The organism is Aliikangiella marina, assembly GCF_007004765.1.
Classification (GTDB): Bacteria; Pseudomonadota; Gammaproteobacteria; order Enterobacterales; family Kangiellaceae; genus Aliikangiella; species Aliikangiella marina.
On the sequence record NZ_VIKR01000006.1, the window covers coordinates 313,100 to 332,096 of the forward strand.

Below are 18,997 nucleotides of genomic sequence, written 5' to 3' on the forward strand. Positions count from 1 at the left end.
ATCAGGATCCTTTCGATAAACTTGGTATTTGTTTTGGGAGTGCAGGGAAAACCACAATATTTCCTTTAGTAAATTCGATTGCTAAAAACAATTTTGATTCATATCCTAAACAGTTTACATAATCGATCTCGATTATCATCTTATATTTCTTTTCTTTTTCTAGACCTTCTGAATACTCTATAATTAGAGAGAATTCTTCTCTTTCGGCAATTGAAGGTTTGTGGTTGTCTTTTACATTCAATTGGTAGGATAAACTGTGACCACTTATCTTTATGGCATGGGCTTCTAGCCCCATATTGCAGAAGACTAATTTTTTTTGGATAAAACCAGCTGTTGGTGTTCCACCAGCCACAGCTTGTTTAAAAACGAATCGTGGCGAAAATTGAACTTCATATTTCTTTTGTTCGTTCTCCAACATAGTTTTGCTAACCTGTACTTCCGTTTCTGTAGCTTCAGCTATCAAGCCTTGATGTTTTACAGATTCTCTAATTTCCGTCAATTGCTTTTCTATCAGCTCTGAGTTCTTTTTCAACTCTTTTGCTTGCATGAAGTAGCCGTAGATAAGCCATGCAAATGCAAGTGGCGCAGAAGTGCCTGCTAAAAAATCTCCCCAGTTGTTATAGTTTGATTCATCCAGATTCGTAGATGCCGAAACTGCATAAATAATCCAAAAAATTACCCAGACTATAGTGAATCCAACAACAATCTTTCTAGTTATCTCTACATTATCTTTCATAAGCACATTCCTTTAGCTTTTCATTTTCAGAAGATTCTACCCAACTGGATAGATTTTTGGAAATCGAATCCTTGTTATGTTATTTGGGTTATGAAAACGAATCCAAAGCTTACAGACAAGCAGCGCTCGTTCATTGATAACTATCTCGCAAACGGTAGCAATGGCGTTCAAGCTGCAAGAGATGCCGGTTATAAGGGTAATGACAATACCTTGAGACAGGTCGCACATCAGAATCTCGAAAAAGAAAACATAAAAGCAGAAATTGAGAGAACTTAATCCAGACTAAAAAAAGAGCTTGGTATCACTACTGAGTGGAGCTGGCAGAGGTTGAAAGGAGTTTTTGAGTGTAGGCATTCAAGATTAAGGGGATGGCTAAAAAATTAATTGACTCACTCCAATTTAACCGTACAACATACGAGAAAACTTCCGACAGATGAACAATTTCTCTATGCTGTTTTGCCTGGATAAATCGCGTTTGGGGCAACTAACTCAGTTTCATTAACATAAGTAGTTGTTGGCTTTAGTGTAGTAGCATTATATAGATTTGCCTCTAACTTTTACTAATTAGTCCCTTTCTTGATCTCGACTTTTGGTTGAGTAACCCTTGTTGCGGCAAGTGTGATGTAAAGACCTCAATTCTCGTAATTTTTTCTTAAGGCCTTCGCCTCGCCCTGAGGTGTATCCATTTTTCAGTTTTTCCTTGACGGTGTTAATTTTTTCATCAAGCCCTTTGCACTCTTTCGCGGAAACTTCTGATGAGCCGAATGTTGGCTGTGAAGTAAAGAGAAACAAAATCGGCAAGAGTACTATTTTATTCACATGTTAGTCCTTTGTTTTGGATATGTTATTGGGGATAATATACGAGTTTTAGTCTCAATGTATATTTGGTATAACAGTTCTTGAGCGAATATATAAAAAAGCAAGAGCATAAATCGCGTGCCAAGGAATAGGCCAGAACGATCATTAGAAAAAATTGCTTCGTTAAAAATACCAGAAGTATGAAAAATCTATGTTTAAAAAATAACCTGTCAGTATGATTTTTGTACAAATCTTATCGAAATGGCGAAAATTTACTAACTTTTGTCCGAATATTTATAGTACTTCCTCAAATAACTAATTTAGAATACGCGGCAAATATGTTCTTGAGATAATTTATTTACATTTTCTCGAATTCTAAACCCTTTCTTAGACAAGATACGTTAAGATTGGCGAGTAGGGACGTATTTGATAAGTTTTCTTATTCATGCCCAAAAGTTTTATGACAGAGATTTATTGGGTCGAATAATTTAAACAACTAACTGAATCAATTAAAAACAAGGAAAACTAATGAGAATAATAGGATTACTATTACTTTTTTATAGTGCCGCAGGAATATGCGGCGGCTCCAATTCGTCGAAATCTCCAGCAGGGTTATCTAATAAGTATCAAGTTTCTGCATCTCAGATATTTGTTAATAACCAAGCAAAAATTGATGCTAGCAAAAGATCTTTGCGAGTATCCGACTTTTCTACGAGTAACAAGGGGAACTATCAATATACTACTCAGGTCAGTACAGGAACAGCAATGTCATTCTTCCAACATATTGACCATCTTTATAACAGCAAAGGGGGTTCTGCGAATAACATTCTAGAATTAGATCGTAACGAAGCCGCAAAACTAGAAGTCGATGTGAACTTTGAACAAGGTAATGTATTGTCGGAAAATACGACAATTCTTCGCATAGTTAAATCTAAGTCTCCAAGGTTGTTAGCAGACGGGTCTTTAGAAAACAAAAACAGCCATACTACTTATTTAGTTGAGTATGAATATATGGGTAGCGGAAAACATCAGATGCATGTGGCGAGCAACGGGTATATAGGTGGTAGATTCAATACCGACGACCTGAGAGTAGTTTTTCGCCGGAATGGAGATAAAGAAGAAGCGTTTATCAGTGTATACGAATACACCAGTGAAGAGGTTAAAGCTACTAAACCGCTCCCCGGGGATGATAAAATGCCTATTCCTAAAAGCGACCCAATCTTAGAGAAGCAAAAAAAAACTTAAGAGAATCTTTAGCTTTAATACCTGAAGGGACGCTCACATCAAGTAATGCTTCATCAAGCAATCCCATTGAAATTAACGTACAATTTTTGTACGAATATCACTATGCGAGTACTAGCAACAATGCTGTACCGTTAATTACCTTATTTGCCGAGCTTCAATTAGAGCTTGCCAACATTAATCTCAATTTGGAGGCTGTAGGAGCCAATTTTAGATTCAAAAGTGTAACGCATGAAGGTCAGCGACCAGCAATGAGCATTGTTCCAAACTCAATGACTTGTGTAACAACATTGAATCAAGGTTGTACTCGCTCCATGTCTATAGACCTCGAAGAAATGAGGACTAACGATGATGTTCAGTCAATCAAAGCTTTAAACAATGCGGATATAGTTGTTTTATTGAGAACAGAACCAGATTCAGTCGCGACTGGCAAGGCATATACATTGACTCGTAATACACCTAACGCCAGATATTATGCTTATGCGAGCGCTTTATTTTCCGAATTCTATTATTCGCTTTATTCATATCAAGTAAACCTGGGCGATCATGTGGCTCATGAGTTGGGACACTTACTCGGAGCTGACCATTCTGAATACCATCCTACAAGCCCTGGGCAGTGCCCTGCCTGCGGGAATGTTGGGCTTCGGTTAAATTCTGCAGGAGAAAAAGAAGCTTACTGGTCAATTATGGCGTCAAGAGAAGAATGGGAAGCCAAATACCCGAATGCTCAGGACGAAGCTTGGATTAGTTGGGCGCTTTTTTCATCGCTCATAAATAACCATGAAACAAACTACGATGTCGATGTCTATCCAATCGGTGATTCACAGCACAATAACATAGCTGAGATGAATCTAAACTCACTAGCTGCAAGTAAGTGGGTTACTACCGACGAAGTACCTACGCCTCCGGTTCCGGTTCTAGAAATAACCAATTCTCCTTCTTACACAGTCGGTTCTACATTTAATTTCAGTGGTGGAAAGTCATACGACCCAAATGGGGATGCTATTCAATTTAGTTGGTATGTCTTTGAAAATGGGACTCAGGTACATAACTCATTTGGAACAAATTACTTTCAATACACTTTCCAAAAAGCAGCTGCATACACAGTCAGACTTACCGTAAGTGACTCGACAGGTCTGAGCGCGAGCCAAGAAGTATCTTTCAACATCTCGCCAGCAGTTCCGACTATGAGTTCGACATCTAACTCGTCATCATTTTTCCTTAATTGGACAGATTCCCCGGGCGCAACGTCATACAAATTGTGGCGTAAAATTGGAACTGGTAATTGGGAGCTTTGGAAGAACGTTCCAGGCACTGCGGAGATTATTTACAGAAATCTTATGGTTGATAACATAGAGCATACTTATTTTGTTCAGGCGTGCTTGGGCAGTGTGTGCTCAAACAGTTCAAACTATGTGACTATTATCGATGTTCCATCATCTGGCGGCGGCGGAGGTGGCGGGGGAGACCCAATTGATCCACCGGACTGTCCTCCTAGATTTCCTAATTGTGAAATAAACTAAACTTTGCAAATTGCTTAGGAGTTAAACAAACATACCCCACCAATCCAGGTGGGGTATATAAGAATTTTTGAAACGCAAAACCCATCAAAAATTAACCCATATTGATTTTGTCGATGATTTTCTTAAATATTTCAAGTTCGTCTTTCGAAAACTTTTTTGACTCGATTAGGTCAGTAGTTTGACCGTTCTCTAAAACATGTGGGGAAGAACTCAAGGCTATTTTGTCCAAAATTCTTATCACTAATTCTTTATCATCAAATTCATTAATTAATTTAAGCTTTGCTAGCGCGTCCTCTCTACTTCGGGTAATAGAATCATAATGTCTGAACTCGTCCATCGCTGGCTTGTATTGCCGCAGAAAAAAAAGCGCTATAAACTCAACAAAAAGTAAAATACTTACATATGGCCACATATTAGATAAATAATCCTCTAACGCGCCACTATTGTTTGAAAATTCTTGAACCTGAAGATAAAACAAAAAGATTCCTATTGCCGCAATTACTACTCCAGAAAAAAGATAAATACCGGCTCTATTTTGCATGTTTTTTGAGATTTTTCTAGACGCAACAATAAGGTCAGTGTAATAAAGATCAAATGGTTGTTTGTCTAACGATTCATCGAGCAGGCTTATCAAGCTCTCGTCACTTGTTACCTCGATACCTGAACTATTCGCTATTTTGTCATCTTGCTTAAGAATATTTGGCTGCTGATCAAAGTAAGTAGCAGACCAACCAAACACATCAACATCAAAAACCAGCTCCAAAAGCAATAGCAAGGAAAAAAGAGCGAATGAAAAATAAAAGGAAAAAGAGATTATTTTATATAAGTCATTACTGATAAAGTCATTTCCTACCAGAAAGAAAGAAACGGCCAATAAAATCAACGCAGCGACCATCAATCGTAAAACGATTCGGCGCATAAAGGATGAGAAAAGTACTTTTTGGCGCTCTTCTTCAAACGTTTTTTCTTTGAACCTGTTTTTTTCTGAATCTTTCATTCAAATCCCTTTAAATTTTCTTAGAGCCGATTTCATACCCAATCATATAACCATGCTCGTAATCAGATTTTGGTTCCCCTGAGCCTTTTAGTGGTTGAGTAGGACACATCGGAGTCAACGGGTCTAAGTTACTTCCCGATGCGCGCATGTAACCAGCAATATAACCTGATTTAAATCCATTGCAAAACTCTTGTTGTCCCGCAAAACATTCTTTTGGAATAGAAATTAGCGATAAAGTTAAAATAATTGCAATAAGAGATTTTTTCATCATCATTTTAAGTTCCTTTAGTCTTCGCCCGGGTAACTATAGTTTTCCGCATGGCAATGCGAATCTTGCTCACTAGATGGTTCATTTGAGTTGCAAGTAGACTTGTTCGAACCGAGACTATTCAGAATGATGAGCAAAACGACGAATATTACCAGCCCATACTTCTTTATTATAGAAATAGTTGAATCACGCTTAGCCATAGCATACGCAGGCTCCATTTGCTTGTAAAACTTTTCTCTTGGATCTTCTTCCATTAGGCTGGCTCTTGCCTATATTCACGAATACCGCGCATGGTAAAGCCGGCTTTTTTGCATAAATCTAACAAGGGAGTAGGCCAGTTGTCCCAATTCTTTGATTGCCGCACTTGGCAATCTCCTCAAAAATCGTATTCTGACTTGCCGCATTTCCGTCTAATCTGATTTCGTTACGTTCGGTCGCAACCAGAGTGTTGACTGCACTGCCAATAGAGTGAGTGCGGAGCATATAGATAACGATTAAATCCAGAATCTCACCAACTGGCGCAACTTCCTCAATTTTTTGCTTGAGTATCGACTCCCAGGACTCCAAGTCATAATCTACCGGCCAATCACCCTGAATTGTTTCTTGAATGTTATCGCTGACGTGCTCAACAATCGCGGTATAACCTTCACGCATTTCATTAATAGACATAATTCACCCTATTTACTTGATGTAACGAATTGATTGATAGAGTCCTTTATCGGGATCACAAACTCCCACTGAATTTCTTCACACTTTTTATCATTAGCATCACATTCTTCAGCTTTAGAAAGCTTTGACCAATAGACTAGCGTAGAGTAGAGAAGGACAGCTAAAATAACTCCAGCGGTCCACCTTAGAGTTGTAGAAAACCAAGGCACCCAAGCATAAATAGCTCTTGAGGAAATTTCTCTTAGCTCGTGCCTAAGGGTTGTTCTTTGGCTACTAATGTCGCTCCCAATAAGTTCTTCTAAACTTTCCGCCATAGCTTTGGATTGATTAATTGCATCATAAACCTTCTTTGAGAATTCAAGATGTGATGAATGAGGGTTTCGGTAGAATTCAACAAGTTTGTGTGTGACTTCTTGAACTCTATCTGCTTCGGAATAATTAAACGCTTCCTCTATTTCTTTTATAGAGGCGAGTAATTTTTCCGACTGCTCAAGCAATGACTTGCTACTTGTGACAATTTTCATCCCATACTCCTAGGTCTTAGTGCTGTGCAAACTTACTTCATTAGGGTTTCTTTCAAAACGGAGTGAATCTGCAAACATGAAATCTTTCTCTTTATATTCGATTAGAGGATAGACTTTGGTCAAATAAACCTCATACTTACAGCTGGTGCACCTGTGCTGCCACTGTTTGGGATTGGTGTTTTCAACTGACAACTCAACAGTCGGATGAAAAACACCTTGCTTACATTTGTGACACTTCATATCTTTTAATATTGCAGTTATTTCCTTTCGAGATATAAGTTCTGACAATGAGCTTTTCCTAGGTTATTTTTGACAAAATTTACTGTGTATTAGTTGCAGAATACTGACCGCACACAGCCCAGGTTCGAAATTCAATTCTATTTTTTTGACCTCTATTTTCCGCTTTAACTGCCCAGGTTGTTTGGCTTGTTCTCAGACTGCGGTGTATGACTAAGTCACGGCAAAAATACTCGTTAGAGACACATTCGAACCCGCCACTAAGAACAATTTCATTTTCACGGCAATCTGATGCACCATCAGCGATACTGCCTGCGTTGATTTCAAACCTTTTTGACCTATGTTCGATTTGACTAAAAACAATTTTATTCTCATTTACTTTGTTTTCTAAATCTACTATTCGTTCTCGAATATGTTCGGGTAGGTCGCTATTTGAGGTGTTCTCAAGATTGTTTAATTTTTCGGATGTTTTTTCTTCAAAACTGCGGAGTGCGATTTGAAGGGTGTCTCTTCCTTCTACTTTTAAAGTATCGCTGATTTCGTTAAGTTTTCCCTCGTAAATTATCTTACCACCCTAAAAAGCAACCCCTCCCGTCACACCAAACATTAACACGACAATCAGAAACGTTCTTTTTAAATATGTGAGTGCGTGATCTTCAATTAATTTTTGATCATTGGAGGAAAGCTCTTTTATTGGTGGTTCTACTTTATTACTTTTTCCTGAGTGGTTGTTCACGTGCTTTGTCTCCTTTTTGTGAATGTGTGTTTACATGTTCCTTTTCGATTATTATCACGACATAAGCAGCTATGCAAATTCAAGAGACGATAAACTTTCCGTCAATTAATTTTATTGCGAAAGACGTTCGTACATCGCGCAATCATTTGACACTTTTGCCCGTTCCCAACAACAACATTCGACTTAACTCCGCAGTAATTAAATCCAATATCTACTCCACACTGACTACCTAAGTTACCTGAATTGCCGACTAAGTTGGCTTCACACATGCGTACCACCATATTACCTGGACATTTAGCTCTTCTCGAGTCCAGAGTTTTATTCCCATTATTGATATTGACGACTTCGTGGTATGCTCCTTTATCCGGTGAAGCTTCTATAGAAAAATAATTTGTTGGTAGACTAAATCGATATGGCAACGTATTTAAACGTTTACAGGGTATTGTGGTATAGCTGTTATAGAATTTACTATCTTTTAAATTATCGAATTGACATTGGAGATTTTCGGTTACAGCTTTTTTTAAAAACAACTTTAATGGCTTTTGCCCTTCATACTTTCGGTTGAATTTAAAAAACACAAACAAATCTTTTCTGGTGTCATAGCCATGATAACTTAGTCCAGGTTCATCTCCAGTGCAACTATCTAATACTGCTTTTAAGCCAGCAACATCTAGAACAGACCTTGCAGTGTGAATAAAGTTAACCTTGTTAAATGCGTTGTTTTTGCTCGAGCCACCACTTCCTTTTCCAGTGACTTTTACATCGATATTTTGCTCGCTATTTTTCGAGATTTCATCATAGTAGGTTGAGAACTCTTCGTTTCTTAGAAGGTTCTCAAACTTTGCGGAACATATTTCATATGCCAAGATTGGGTTGTTAAAATTAACGAAAAGCAATGTGAGAATAGATTTTATCGTAATATTGAACATCTTATAGTACATGTGCATTTCTCCATTAATAAGTTTTAGAAATCTCCTTTTGACTGCAAGGTTTGACTGAAATTTATACGCTATTTTGTGATATATTTCAAAAGCTCCGCTCTGTATCTTATCAATTTTTTTACGCAATCTAGCTTTAGTAAATCTTTAAAGATAATTATTTCGGGCTTTAAAACTTTCCTTTAATTTAAATGTTAGAGTAAATTAGGTCTCCATATCCCCAAATAATGGTTCCGGCCAGAAGCCAAAATAGATTTAAGATGACACCAAATTTTTCCCATGGCTCAATCGCTTTTTTACTTACATCTCCCGCCGCTTTAAGACCATGCTCTATCTTATCAGCCATCAATGTAGAAATAAGAACCTGGGTTTCTAGCCGTTTAATTTTTGAAAAAACACGCACTTCTGCAATCGCGGCTAGCATTACAATAATTGAACCAGACCTCTGAAACCAGAATTGAGCAGGCTCAGACACATAGTTAAAAATTTGAAACCACCCGAATAGCCCGACGGTAATAATTGTTAAAGACCATCCGTACTGCTCCTTGGTATATTCATTCCACCAGATGTTCGCCTGAGTAACTTTTTTAGTCATTAGATTGCGTCCTCGTACATTCTTTTAATTCTATCCTGATCGATTTGAATATATTTTAAGGTCATGTCTGAATCGTCGTGACCCATAGCTTCAGCAATTCGATCAATATCAACACCTCTAATAGCTGCGTTAGTAGCAAATGATTTGCGTCCAGTGTGTGAACTAGCTCCTTTAAAGCCACATCTATCATATATGCCCTGAATCATTATTCTGAGCGTTTCACAGGCTTTGTAATCCTGCAAGCTACCGTCAACCATTTTCACTTTTTTTTGTGACCAAACCATACGGCCGACCGCGGTTATTAAATATTAACCGACTATCCGGATTTAACCCTTGATAAGCATCTTTGATTAAACCTAAACCCCAGCGCTTTTCAATTCGATATTCGATGTATTCTTGGATTGCTGTCCTAGTTTTTTGATTACTAAACCAAACCGTCCGAGACTTCGTACCTTTACAAATTCGAGCTGGTAAAAAGACTTCATCTCTTAATTTGCCAGCCGGTGTGATTACATCTCTAACCTCTAGTAATGCAATCTCAGTTACTCTTAAAGCAGCATGCGAAATCGCCATAACAGCCCGTTTAGTTTGCCAGTCTTGCATCAATAAAATTTTATCTAAAACTTTATTAATTTGATTCGGTTTTAATGCAATTGCCTTACTCATGTATCTTTTGCATCTCTTTTTGATAGTAAAAGATACATAGACTATAAAAATCTATGCCCACCTCTCCACACTACACGAAATGGGACTTTAATGGAAAGCCGTAGCGTTAGCGTTTCTCATAGAAATCACATTTTTCACATTCATACATTCCGGGCCACTTATCGCCGAAAGGCTCCATAACGTGATCTTCTTTTTGGCAAAAAACTTCGTAGTTATAAGTGATAGAAGTGGTGAACTTAAATGTTTTATTGCATCCAACACAATACTGCTCGTGCCTCTCGTCCTCTTCGTAACCGTAGCCATCATCATGATTTATTTCTTGTTCTTCGCCGCAATATGGGCATTTAACATCACTCATTTCTGTCTTTACCTTTAGTATCCGTTTTGGTTCCAATGCTTAGTAGATAAGCTTGCCTGGTCGCCATGATTGTTATGGTTTTCTTTTAAGCACCGAGATAACTTTTCTAAGTGAGCTTCAATGCGCTGAAGTGTTGCTAATAAATCTTTAAAATAATTAAACATTTCTGTTTATTCCTGTATTGTGTGCTCGCCGACTTGAGCGCATTTACCGCAAATGACGTTGTCACCTGACTTTATGGCACATTCGTCCTTGTGGTAGGGAAGAAGACATGAAGAGCAAATTGCTATATCAGCTTCCAATAGCTCACTACCACAAGCACAGCAAACAGTTTTTCTTTCTCTTTTATTCGTCTGAGACATTTTGTTCTCCATCGTTTAATCTATTTTTTAATCTAGCAACTAGTTCGGCGCGCTCGTCAACTAAATGCTGCGGATGAGGCAGGGTGTGCTTTAAGCGTTCGTCGATTTGCTTGATTCTTGATTTGATCGCTTTCAGTTCGGGATCTTCAGTCAGAAGAACAGGGGGATTTTTACTTTCTTGATACTCTTCGTAGACCCCCGTAGCGACCAATAAAATGAACAAAACACTAAATGAAATTGCGAATCCTTTTTTCATGAAATACTCCCTAAAAGTTTCCTAATATTTGAAAAGTTTGGTGGCCAAACCATTGATTTATAAGGGCTGATTTAACAGTTTTTGCTAGGAAAAGAGGGGGTAATGCTTTGAAAAATAAGGAGTAAGCGGCAGATTCAAAATCCCCCGCTCGTGAGAGTGTGGCGGTTCGAGTCCGCCCTCTGGTACCAAATTTTAAAGCCTGCATTTCTGCAGGCTTTTTTATTTCCGATAAACGCCTGAATGAGTCTCTCTACTGTGTTTAAACTATCGCTTGATAGTGAGTCGCGCTAAAACTTCCATCCCCAGTCTTTTTGATATTTTTCACTGGTTTTAATTTTTTGTATGGCTTGGTTAAATATTGGCAGCATATCTTCAGAAACTGTTTTTTTGCTAAACATCAGAGAAACGGGAGCGAATTTTGCTAACTTGCATTTAGCGAGTTTAAAGTTTCTATTCTCAGTTCGTGTTTCATAAGCGTAAACGGCAGGATCTTCAAAAAAGCCATCGATGATACTTTGTTCGACAAATTTGATTAATTCTGCGCGATTAGCAACATAAACAATGGAATCGATTTTAGGTGTTAAGTTTTGGATTCGTTCAATCTCTTCGCCATAGTAGACACCGCGAGTTACGCCGATGCGAAAGGGCATCCGAAAAATTTTTTCTAAATCGCGCCCATCGCAGTATTTCGCATACTGCTCTCTAACATACAGCACGATCGCTTCATTACGATAGGGAATAGAAAAGTGAGCAAATTGCTGTCTCTCTTCGGTGATGCTTGCATCAGCAACGAAGTCCAATTTGCCATTTTTGAGTTTTTCAACCAAATCTCCATAGTAGCCCTGCTCATAATTCAAAACACAGTTTGTTTCTTGAGTAATGGCTTGAATTAATTCGATATGCAGTCCCGAAGGAATACCGTTTTCTCCCGTGACTTGATAAGGCGGGTAGTGTGTCCACCCAAAAGTCAGCTCGCACTGAGATGGTTGCGGTGCTCGGCCAAGTGAATCTGAAGCTTTTAAGTTAAAATGCCAGCAGAGAGCGACGGAGGCGACCAGACAGAGTTGGCTCGCTTTTATGAAATAGTGGTTTAATGTCATATTAAGTTTTACGCCTAATTTATCAATCAAGCATTCGATGATTATAGTAAAGCTTTTCAAAATCTTCTCGTATGACCACTACTTTTATGAATGACGACTTTTATGAATGACGACCAATTTTATTTAACGACGGCCGTACTTATTGGCGACGGCTGAGTTTCGCTTCAGCGGCAATGTTGCCAAATGCTGCCCAGTTCCCCTCATTGAGAGACTTTTCAAAAATTTGATAGGCTTTGCGTTCATAACCATTGTAGAGATACCAGTTACCTAACCCATACATTATGGCTTCAGAAACTGCTGGTTGATCGCCTTTTGGGCCTAATAGCTCGGTCTCTGAGATCTGGTTTTTGTAGAACAATAACAAGTTTAAATAAGCCGTATTCTCGATTACTTCGGTTTTTTTATCGACCTTTTTGAGTATGGCGTTTGCTTTGTCAATATTGTTTGATTCTCGAGCAATCATATAGGCCCAGTGTGATGCAGAAACTAAATTATCGTTGTTTTGTATGGTTTGAAGACATTGCTCGAAAGCGTTCGCGGCACGGTTTAAGTCGTTTTTTAAATAGTAGCTCAACCCCAAGTGATACCAGATATTGGAATGTAAACTACTGACGGGGATGTTCTGCGCATTAGGAATACCGTCTGGCTCGATAACATCGTCTTTGCCGTCGATAAGCTTTACTGCGACTTCAAAATCCTTGATCGCTTTGTCAAATTGTCGGGTGCTGATAAAGCGGTGCCCTCGGTGGCGATAGAATCGCGCGTCGGTTGGATGTTTTTCGATGCCCTCTGAAAAGATTTTTATAGCAGCTTGAAAGTCACCTAAGTAGGCAACTCGTCTACCCAACCAGATTAGTGCATTTGCGTTGTTGGGGTCTGATTGATAGCGTTTTAGGGCACCTTGATAGTCATTAATTTGCTTGGCTTGGCGTTGATGATCGAGTGGTTTTGCGAGCAGCGGTGAGCCCAACAAAGATTGGCCTTGGATGGATTGAACTTCAACAGCCAGCGCTTTTGTTGCAAGCCACAAAAAAATGAGCGGCACGAACAGGGTAACTTGGTATTTCATTCACTTTCCTTCAAAATGTTAAGCCTTATCTCTCGGATTAGTGCCAGTCCCCAAATAGCGTTGATTTACCGCCATTTGGTAATCGTTATAGTAGCTTATATAGTTATTTGAAATAAGGTTTTTTATCTTCTTTTTCTATAAACAAAAGTAATTTAAAACAATTGTTATTTCACTGATAAAAATAGTACTTCACAATATTCTAAATTTTGTCTAAGCCATATATCTCAAACAGAGTTTATATGTTTAATTTCAAATAAAGGGATATATCATGAAAGGGATATTTGTGAAGTTTTCACTGTCTGTTCTATTAATTCTAGTCTCCGCATTATTTTCATTGGAAGCTAATGCATCCTACAAGCTATGTGTGAAGAAAGAAGTGAGTAATGATGGCATTGCTTGGTTTGACGCTAACACCCAAGCAGAAGCGGTTGTGATCAGCGATACTGCGCATTTTCGGTTTACGGTCATTAAATGTCCAGAGTCTAATGGTGGCTTCGTTGACCTAACGTTGGAAGACCCAATGTTAAATATCTCTGAGCCGCTTGAAGATCTGGCTTTTGGATTCAATGATCCGACTGATCGTGGATTTACAACTGAAGTTGTCGGGTTTTGCGCTGGTGAGACAGGGTATAAAGAAAATATAATGACCGTTACGGGATTGCCATCCTTGCATCCAGAACTTGGTTATCAATCGTATTCTGATAATGCCTGGGCCTATTGTGAAGATACTCCTGTTGGTGGTGACGGCTGTACGCCGGGTTATTGGAAGCAAGATCACCATCTAGATTCTTGGCCTGTCGATACAAACATCAGTTTTTATGAAGTATTTGGCCGTTCAATCGAAATAAAAATTAAGAAGCAAGGCAAAATTTATGAGCCATCATTACTCCAAGCATTAAATGCTAGTGGTGGTCAGGTGAACATGGCTGCGCGACACGCTGCAGCAGCATACTTGAACGCAATGGCAAATGGCGTCAACTATGATATGACCGCAAATGCGGTAATTGAAGCGTTTCAAACCAGCTTTGATAACAATAATTATGGTGTTTTGATTCAAAATCTAGTGGACTTCAATGAGCAAGGCTGTCCATTAAACTAAATTAATAATTACAACTTTAGACTGTTTAATTTAGGCGACTTTTAGTCGCCTTTTTTTGTATTAATTTCTACTGCTGCTCTCATTCCAAGGCTAGTGGTATAGCCTTTACTTTTCGCTTTCACAAAGCCGTTTCTGTCAATAAAGTAGTAACTCGGAAAAGCACTGATTTTAAATTGTTGTTGAATCTGATTAGTGCCTAAAACCACTGGAGAATTTAAGTGATGTTCCGCCAAAAAAGCATCTACCTCCTGCAAGTTCTTCCAGTCGAGAGCCACAATTATCGTATTTAAACTGTCAGAATTAGCTTCCCTGACTGTCTCGGTGTTTTCGATTGAGAGGTGACAAATAGTGCACCATGGCGCGAAAAAATAGATCAACGTGTCTTTTTCACCATTATTAAATTGGTATTGATAGGGTCGACCATTGACGTCGATAAGTGTGAAACTCATCATTGGCGCTTTTTCTTCCGTACTCAGCATGTCGCGTGTTTGCCACCAAAAAACCACGGCAACCACGCCGAGGTAAAATAACGCTGACAATAGAGAGCCTAATGCTTTTTTACCGGCAAATTTTCGGTTTTCGAAAAGCGTTTTTCGACGTTTCAGAAACTTGTTCAACATAGGATTACTTTAATGATTTCAAAGATTGACCAGTTTGGTCACGATACCAACGATCGATCAAGTGCCAGCTGATTGATACGGAGAAGGGAAGTTTGATGGTTTTAGCGGCAATATGTTCGGTTAATTCAGCGGCGCTCACCCATATTGCTTTTTCGATTTCGTCATCGTTTAGCTGAATATCATACTCTTCACTGATCGATTCAAATCCCAACATGAGCGAGCTGGGAAACGGCCAAGGTTGCGAAGCGACATAGTTAACTTCAGATACTTGAATACCAACCTCTTCATAAGCTTCGCGTTCAACCGCGTTTTCGAGTGTCTCGCCTGATTCGACGAAGCCGGCCAGAACTGAATAACGATTTTCGTCCCAAGAAGCCTGCCTCGCGAGTAGGATTTTAGATTCTGCTTCTTCGTTGTTTATAACCGAAAAAATCACTGCCGGTTCTATGCGTGGAAAATGGCTCTTTCCACAAGTCTCATTTGGACATTTTCGCGAGTGTCCCGCTGAAACTAAAACCGTTTGCGTACCACAATTAGCACAATAACCATGCGTCTGATGCCAGTTTAAAAGGCCTTGTGCGTAGAAAAGTAAGCCCAGTTTTTGATCATCTAAATACAAGCCGACTTTTCTAAGATTAGCCATTTCCATTGCGCTAAAATGGGCATCAAGTTGCTCTAAAGCTTGTACAAAAATGTGTTGCTCATCTAATTGGCCCAGGTAAAGCGGCTCCGATAAAGCGGCGCCTGTTTGAATGAGGCTCTTTGGAGAGTAATACTTCAAATCATTATTTTCGATTAGCACCTTTCCTTGATGCCATAAGATAACCAAGCTATCCGTCGTTTCATATAAGCTTGCGATTTCTGCAGAGTTCTCGCGAATTTGAGCTTGCCGGTCGATAGGAGGAAATATACGCATACTAAAATTTAATCACTAACCACAAAGAAAACAACGACACTAGTATCCATAAAACCACGCCTTGCCACAAGGCGCCCCATTGTAAACCCGAGAGAGTGGCTTTACTAAAACCAGCCCCAATCAGAAATAGGGCTAATGCCATACCTGTTTTCGCAAGCGCAGGAATCATTTCTTCTAAAAACACTGGTAAATTGAAAAAGCTTGTCACACCGCTGGCGAGAACAAAAAACACAATAAAAACGGGTATAGAAACAGACCGTCTATTTTGGTTAAATATTACACTTGCAACGAGCGCCAATGGAATTATCCACAATGCTCTTGCAAGCTTGGTTGTTGTCGCTACTTTGAGCGCTTCTTCACCAAACGCTCCAGCGGCACCAACCACCGAGCTGGTATCATGAATCGCTAACGCTGCCCACAGTCCAAATTGGTTTTGCGATAAGCCCAGGTATTGTCCGATACCTGGGAAAATGATTAAGCCAATAGCATTAAGTAAAAAAACGATAGTGATCGAAATAATTACGTGATTAGGTTTAGCGTTAATTGCTGGAGCAACTGCCGCTATCGCGCTGCCACCGCAAATTGCTGTGCCGCTAGAGACTAAAAACGCGAGCGGTTTTTCAACACGAAATAGCAAACCAATGAGGTAACCAACTATTAGCGCGAATAGGATAGTCACTAACGTAACGACAAAACCATCTCTTGCTGTTTCATAAACATCAGTCACATTAATAGCAAAACCCAAGAGAACGATGCTGGTCTTTAAAATTAAACCGGCAGCCCATTGAGTTTTAATTTGAAACTGATTGCCGATTACGAGTGCATAGACTATTCCGAGCAACAAGCTTATGCCGATCCCAAAAACGCCACTGATGACGATTACAATGAATACCCACAGTGCAACTAAGGAAGTTTTCGCTGAAAAATTGGCCATCTAATTGTTAACAAATGTTTTAATCTTCGAATTATAAACGTAAAAAACTATATATAACAGTAGTTTACAAGATATATATCATGTAATAGTTGATATTTGATTACTAGGCTGATGTGGTGTTATAGTTCAATACAACACTAAAGAGAGTGTTATTAACCATACGAGTTGAGAGAACTTATATGAATGCAATGAAGTGGAACGATCAAACACCAATCTTTCGGCAACTGAAGGAGAAAGTCGTCGAGTTGATCATGGACGGTGAAGTCAAAGAAGGCGAAGCAGTTCCTTCGGTAAGGCAAGTGGCCGCGGATTACCAAATTAATCCGTTAACCGTTTCGAAAGCTTACCAGGAATTAGTTGACGAAAATGTATTAGAAAAAAAGCGAGGATTAGGCATGTTTGTTACCGATGGTGCAAAAGAACATTTGTTCGATGAAGAAAAGCGGCAATTTTTACAGGAAGAATGGCCCAGAATAATGGTTCGAATAGAGCGATTAGGCTTAAATCTGGAGGAATTAGCAAACCGTGCACCGGCTAATGACGGAGAAAATTCATGAGTACAATCATTCGCGCGAAAGGATTGAGTAAGAGTTACGGTTCTTTTGAAGCTTTAAAGTCAGTCGATTTTACAGTTGAGCGCGGTAAAATCGTCGGCTTAGTTGGCCCTAACGGCGCCGGCAAGACTACCGTACTTAAAGCCATCTTGGGATTAACCTCTTTTGATGGTGAGCTAGAAGTTCTTGGCTTGAACCCCGCCGGCCAAAGAGATGACCTAATGAAGCGAGTATGTTTTATCGCTGATGTTGCGGTCCTCCCCAAGTGGCTCAAAGTTAAAGACGCAGTTGAGTTTGTGACAGAAGTTCATCCCCATTTTAACTTGGAGAGAGCGAAACACTTTTTAAACAAAACGAATATTAAGTGGGACTCTAAAGTTAAAGAACTCTCAAAAGGGATGATAGTTCAATTGCACTTGGCGTTAGTCATGTCGATTGAAGCAGAGTTACTGGTGTTGGATGAGCCAACTTTGGGCTTAGATATCCTTTATCGTAAAGAATTCTACAATCAATTGCTTGCCGAATTCTTTGACGAAGGAAGAAGTATCTTGGTAACTACGCATCAAATTGAAGAAGTTGAAAATCTGTTGACTGATTTAATTTTCATCAGAGAAGGTCAGATTGTGTTGGACGCATCAATGGATGAAGTCGCGGAGAGTTATGTTGAAGTGATGGTCTCACGTGAAAATGTTGAGCAGGCTAAAGCACTTAACCCGTTGATTGAAAGAGATGTTTTCGGTCGAAAAGTTTACTTGTTCGAAGGCGTTCCTGTCGAACAATTGCAGGAAATTGGCGAAGTGAATTCACCCAGTGTAGCCGACTTGTTTGTTGCCAAGATGAAGGAGGGCAAATAATGCGTACTTTCAAAGCGTTAGTTAAAAGAGAGTATTGGGAGCATAGAGGAGCGATGTTTATCACTCCAACGGCCATGACGGTGTTTTTCGCTGCACTCTTAATTTTGGGGTTGATCACGTCGAGCAATATTGAAATAAACGGCGATGATTTCTCTTTATTGAACAAAATGCCGCAATTGGTTGAACAAATTGATAACCATAGCGAGGAAGAGGTCGATAAAGTCGTGCAACTTGCATTGTACTCGCCGATTGTAATCTTCGGGTTTGTGATGTTCTGGGTTGGAATCTTCTATGCCGTCGGTTGCCTCTACGACGAGAGAAAAGATCGAAGTATATTATTTTGGAAGTCTTTACCCTTATCGGATACGCAAACCGTACTATCGAAATTTTTTACAGTAATAGTTGTCATACCGGTGTTATATTTTTGTGCTCTACTGGTATTTCAAATTTACTCCTTGATTTTTGGTACTGTACTTTTATGGTTTGGCGGCGACTCAGGCTTGATAGTTTGGAGCTCAAGTAACTTATTTGTCGTAGCATTCAACAGTCTGATGGGATTAATCATCTCAAACCTTTGGTTAGCGCCACTTTGGGGCTGGTTAATGTTTGCTTCAGCTTGGGCTAAAAAAGTTGCGATCCTTTGGGGCACATTACCCGTATTACTAGTTGGAATTGCGGAAGGCACCATTTTTAATTCAACGGAATTTTTAGAGATGGTAGGCGTTCATATAGCACGGGGTGGTATTGTTGCGACTGCTAGCATCAATAACCTTGAAAAGGACGGGTACGTTTTAGATATGGATTTGACAAGCCCGTTCCAAGCATTTGCTTTTTCAGAGTTTTGGATTGGATTGGTTGTCGCTGCGGTATTCTTGGCAGGTGCGATTTATATCCGCAGAAACAGAGACGAAGCTTGATTATCTTGTAAATTTATGGGATGATAATT

Annotated in this window: 27 protein-coding genes; 7 read left to right on the top strand and 20 right to left on the bottom strand. The window is 39.3% G+C overall.

The window, feature by feature from the left end; genetic code table 11:
• Position 1: 1 nt before the first annotated feature.
• Positions 2–736, bottom strand: coding sequence for a hypothetical protein (locus tag FLL45_RS20860; RefSeq protein ID WP_142944002.1), 735 nt, complete (start codon positions 734–736; stop codon positions 2–4).
• Between the two features lie 90 nt (positions 737–826).
• Between FLL45_RS20860 and FLL45_RS20865 the strand changes: the two genes are divergently transcribed.
• Positions 827–1,012, top strand: a complete 186-nt coding sequence (locus tag FLL45_RS20865) for a terminase small subunit (RefSeq protein WP_142944003.1) — start codon at positions 827–829, stop codon at positions 1,010–1,012.
• Between the two features lie 288 nt (positions 1,013–1,300).
• Here FLL45_RS20865 and FLL45_RS20870 read toward each other — a convergent pair whose 3' ends face one another.
• Positions 1,301–1,555 carry a hypothetical protein gene (locus FLL45_RS20870; RefSeq protein WP_142944004.1) on the bottom strand — a complete coding sequence of 85 codons (255 nt, stop codon included), beginning with the start codon at positions 1,553–1,555 and terminating at the stop codon, positions 1,301–1,303.
• Positions 1,556–2,062: 507 nt separating this feature from the next.
• Here FLL45_RS20870 and FLL45_RS20875 point away from each other — a divergent pair.
• Together FLL45_RS20875 and FLL45_RS20880 are read left to right on the top strand one after the other, a co-directional pair.
• Positions 2,063–2,779: a hypothetical protein gene (locus tag FLL45_RS20875; protein ID WP_142944005.1), complete on the top strand. Its 717-nt coding sequence runs from the start codon at positions 2,063–2,065 to the stop codon at positions 2,777–2,779.
• Between the two features lie 86 nt (positions 2,780–2,865).
• The gene (locus FLL45_RS20880; RefSeq protein WP_142944006.1) at positions 2,866–4,299 is read left to right on the top strand and encodes a PKD domain-containing protein; all 1,434 of its coding nucleotides are present in this window, start codon (positions 2,866–2,868) and stop codon (positions 4,297–4,299) included.
• 91 nt (positions 4,300–4,390) lie between these two features.
• Here FLL45_RS20880 and FLL45_RS20885 read toward each other — a convergent pair whose 3' ends face one another.
• The 15 genes from FLL45_RS20885 to FLL45_RS20950 all read right to left on the bottom strand — a co-directional run bounded on the left by FLL45_RS20885 (position 4,391) and on the right by FLL45_RS20950 (position 13,074).
• Entirely contained in the window at positions 4,391–5,296 is a 906-nt protein-coding gene (locus FLL45_RS20885) for a hypothetical protein (protein WP_142944007.1), read from the bottom strand.
• 10 nt (positions 5,297–5,306) lie between these two features.
• Positions 5,307–5,570: a hypothetical protein gene (locus FLL45_RS20890; RefSeq protein ID WP_142944008.1), complete on the bottom strand. Its 264-nt coding sequence runs from the start codon at positions 5,568–5,570 to the stop codon at positions 5,307–5,309.
• 11 nt (positions 5,571–5,581) lie between these two features.
• Entirely contained in the window at positions 5,582–5,818 is a 237-nt protein-coding gene (locus FLL45_RS20895; protein ID WP_142944009.1) for a hypothetical protein, read from the bottom strand.
• Positions 5,819–5,882: 64 nt separating this feature from the next.
• Entirely contained in the window at positions 5,883–6,233 is a 351-nt protein-coding gene (locus FLL45_RS20900) for a hypothetical protein (RefSeq protein WP_142944010.1), read from the bottom strand.
• An 8-nt stretch (positions 6,234–6,241) separates the two neighbouring features.
• Positions 6,242–6,757 (bottom strand): hypothetical protein, encoded by a 516-nt coding sequence (locus FLL45_RS20905; protein WP_142944011.1) that lies wholly within the window; start codon positions 6,755–6,757, stop codon positions 6,242–6,244.
• Between the two features lie 9 nt (positions 6,758–6,766).
• A complete protein-coding gene (locus FLL45_RS20910; RefSeq protein WP_142944012.1) occupies positions 6,767–7,045 on the bottom strand; it encodes a hypothetical protein in 279 nt (92 codons plus the stop codon).
• A gap of 523 nt (positions 7,046–7,568) precedes the next feature.
• On the bottom strand, positions 7,569–7,730 hold the full coding sequence (locus tag FLL45_RS22855) for a hypothetical protein (protein WP_185964572.1): 162 nt from the start codon (positions 7,728–7,730) through the stop codon (positions 7,569–7,571).
• Positions 7,731–7,831: 101 nt separating this feature from the next.
• Positions 7,832–8,671, bottom strand: a complete 840-nt coding sequence (locus FLL45_RS20915) for a hypothetical protein (RefSeq protein WP_142944013.1) — start codon at positions 8,669–8,671, stop codon at positions 7,832–7,834.
• Positions 8,672–8,855: 184 nt separating this feature from the next.
• Positions 8,856–9,263, bottom strand: coding sequence for a hypothetical protein (locus tag FLL45_RS20920; RefSeq protein WP_142944014.1), 408 nt, complete (start codon positions 9,261–9,263; stop codon positions 8,856–8,858).
• Complete coding sequence (locus FLL45_RS20925; RefSeq protein ID WP_142944015.1) at positions 9,263–9,547, bottom strand: tyrosine-type recombinase/integrase; 285 nt, start codon at positions 9,545–9,547, stop codon at positions 9,263–9,265. The genes FLL45_RS20920 and FLL45_RS20925 overlap by 1 nt, the downstream gene beginning before the upstream one ends.
• Entirely contained in the window at positions 9,513–9,929 is a 417-nt protein-coding gene (locus FLL45_RS20930) for a site-specific integrase (protein ID WP_142944016.1), read from the bottom strand. Before FLL45_RS20930 ends, FLL45_RS20925 begins: the two co-directional genes overlap by 35 nt.
• A gap of 106 nt (positions 9,930–10,035) precedes the next feature.
• Positions 10,036–10,287: a hypothetical protein gene (locus tag FLL45_RS20935; protein ID WP_142944017.1), complete on the bottom strand. Its 252-nt coding sequence runs from the start codon at positions 10,285–10,287 to the stop codon at positions 10,036–10,038.
• 345 nt (positions 10,288–10,632) lie between these two features.
• The gene (locus tag FLL45_RS20940) at positions 10,633–10,905 is read right to left on the bottom strand and encodes a hypothetical protein (RefSeq protein WP_142944018.1); all 273 of its coding nucleotides are present in this window, start codon (positions 10,903–10,905) and stop codon (positions 10,633–10,635) included.
• Between the two features lie 287 nt (positions 10,906–11,192).
• Entirely contained in the window at positions 11,193–12,065 is an 873-nt protein-coding gene (locus tag FLL45_RS20945) for a substrate-binding periplasmic protein (protein ID WP_142944019.1), read from the bottom strand.
• 79 nt (positions 12,066–12,144) lie between these two features.
• Positions 12,145–13,074, bottom strand: a complete 930-nt coding sequence (locus FLL45_RS20950) for a tetratricopeptide repeat protein (RefSeq protein WP_142944020.1) — start codon at positions 13,072–13,074, stop codon at positions 12,145–12,147.
• Between the two features lie 268 nt (positions 13,075–13,342).
• Here FLL45_RS20950 and FLL45_RS20955 point away from each other — a divergent pair, with 268 nt between their 5' ends.
• On the top strand, positions 13,343–14,173 hold the full coding sequence (locus tag FLL45_RS20955; RefSeq protein WP_142944021.1) for a hypothetical protein: 831 nt from the start codon (positions 13,343–13,345) through the stop codon (positions 14,171–14,173).
• A 41-nt stretch (positions 14,174–14,214) separates the two neighbouring features.
• Here FLL45_RS20955 and FLL45_RS20960 read toward each other — a convergent pair whose 3' ends face one another.
• Genes FLL45_RS20960 through FLL45_RS20970 form a run of 3 tightly spaced genes read right to left on the bottom strand, consistent with a single transcriptional unit; the run spans position 14,215 to position 16,643 of the window.
• Positions 14,215–14,793, bottom strand: coding sequence for a TlpA family protein disulfide reductase (locus tag FLL45_RS20960; protein ID WP_142944022.1), 579 nt, complete (start codon positions 14,791–14,793; stop codon positions 14,215–14,217).
• A gap of 4 nt (positions 14,794–14,797) precedes the next feature.
• Positions 14,798–15,709 (bottom strand): NAD(+) diphosphatase, encoded by a 912-nt coding sequence (nudC, locus tag FLL45_RS20965; RefSeq protein WP_142944023.1) that lies wholly within the window; start codon positions 15,707–15,709, stop codon positions 14,798–14,800.
• 1 nt (position 15,710) lies between these two features.
• Positions 15,711–16,643 carry a YeiH family protein gene (locus FLL45_RS20970; protein WP_142944024.1) on the bottom strand — a complete coding sequence of 311 codons (933 nt, stop codon included), beginning with the start codon at positions 16,641–16,643 and terminating at the stop codon, positions 15,711–15,713.
• A 179-nt stretch (positions 16,644–16,822) separates the two neighbouring features.
• Between FLL45_RS20970 and FLL45_RS20975 the strand changes: the two genes are divergently transcribed.
• The 3 genes from FLL45_RS20975 to FLL45_RS20985 are packed head-to-tail and all read left to right on the top strand — an operon-like array spanning position 16,823 to position 18,968.
• Positions 16,823–17,200, top strand: a complete 378-nt coding sequence (locus FLL45_RS20975) for a GntR family transcriptional regulator (RefSeq protein WP_142944025.1) — start codon at positions 16,823–16,825, stop codon at positions 17,198–17,200.
• The gene (locus tag FLL45_RS20980; RefSeq protein ID WP_142944026.1) at positions 17,197–18,051 is read left to right on the top strand and encodes an ABC transporter ATP-binding protein; all 855 of its coding nucleotides are present in this window, start codon (positions 17,197–17,199) and stop codon (positions 18,049–18,051) included. The genes FLL45_RS20975 and FLL45_RS20980 overlap by 4 nt, the downstream gene beginning before the upstream one ends.
• Positions 18,051–18,968 carry an ABC-2 transporter permease gene (locus FLL45_RS20985; protein WP_142944027.1) on the top strand — a complete coding sequence of 306 codons (918 nt, stop codon included), beginning with the start codon at positions 18,051–18,053 and terminating at the stop codon, positions 18,966–18,968. The genes FLL45_RS20980 and FLL45_RS20985 overlap by 1 nt, the downstream gene beginning before the upstream one ends.
• The last annotated feature ends 29 nt before the right edge of the window (positions 18,969–18,997 follow it).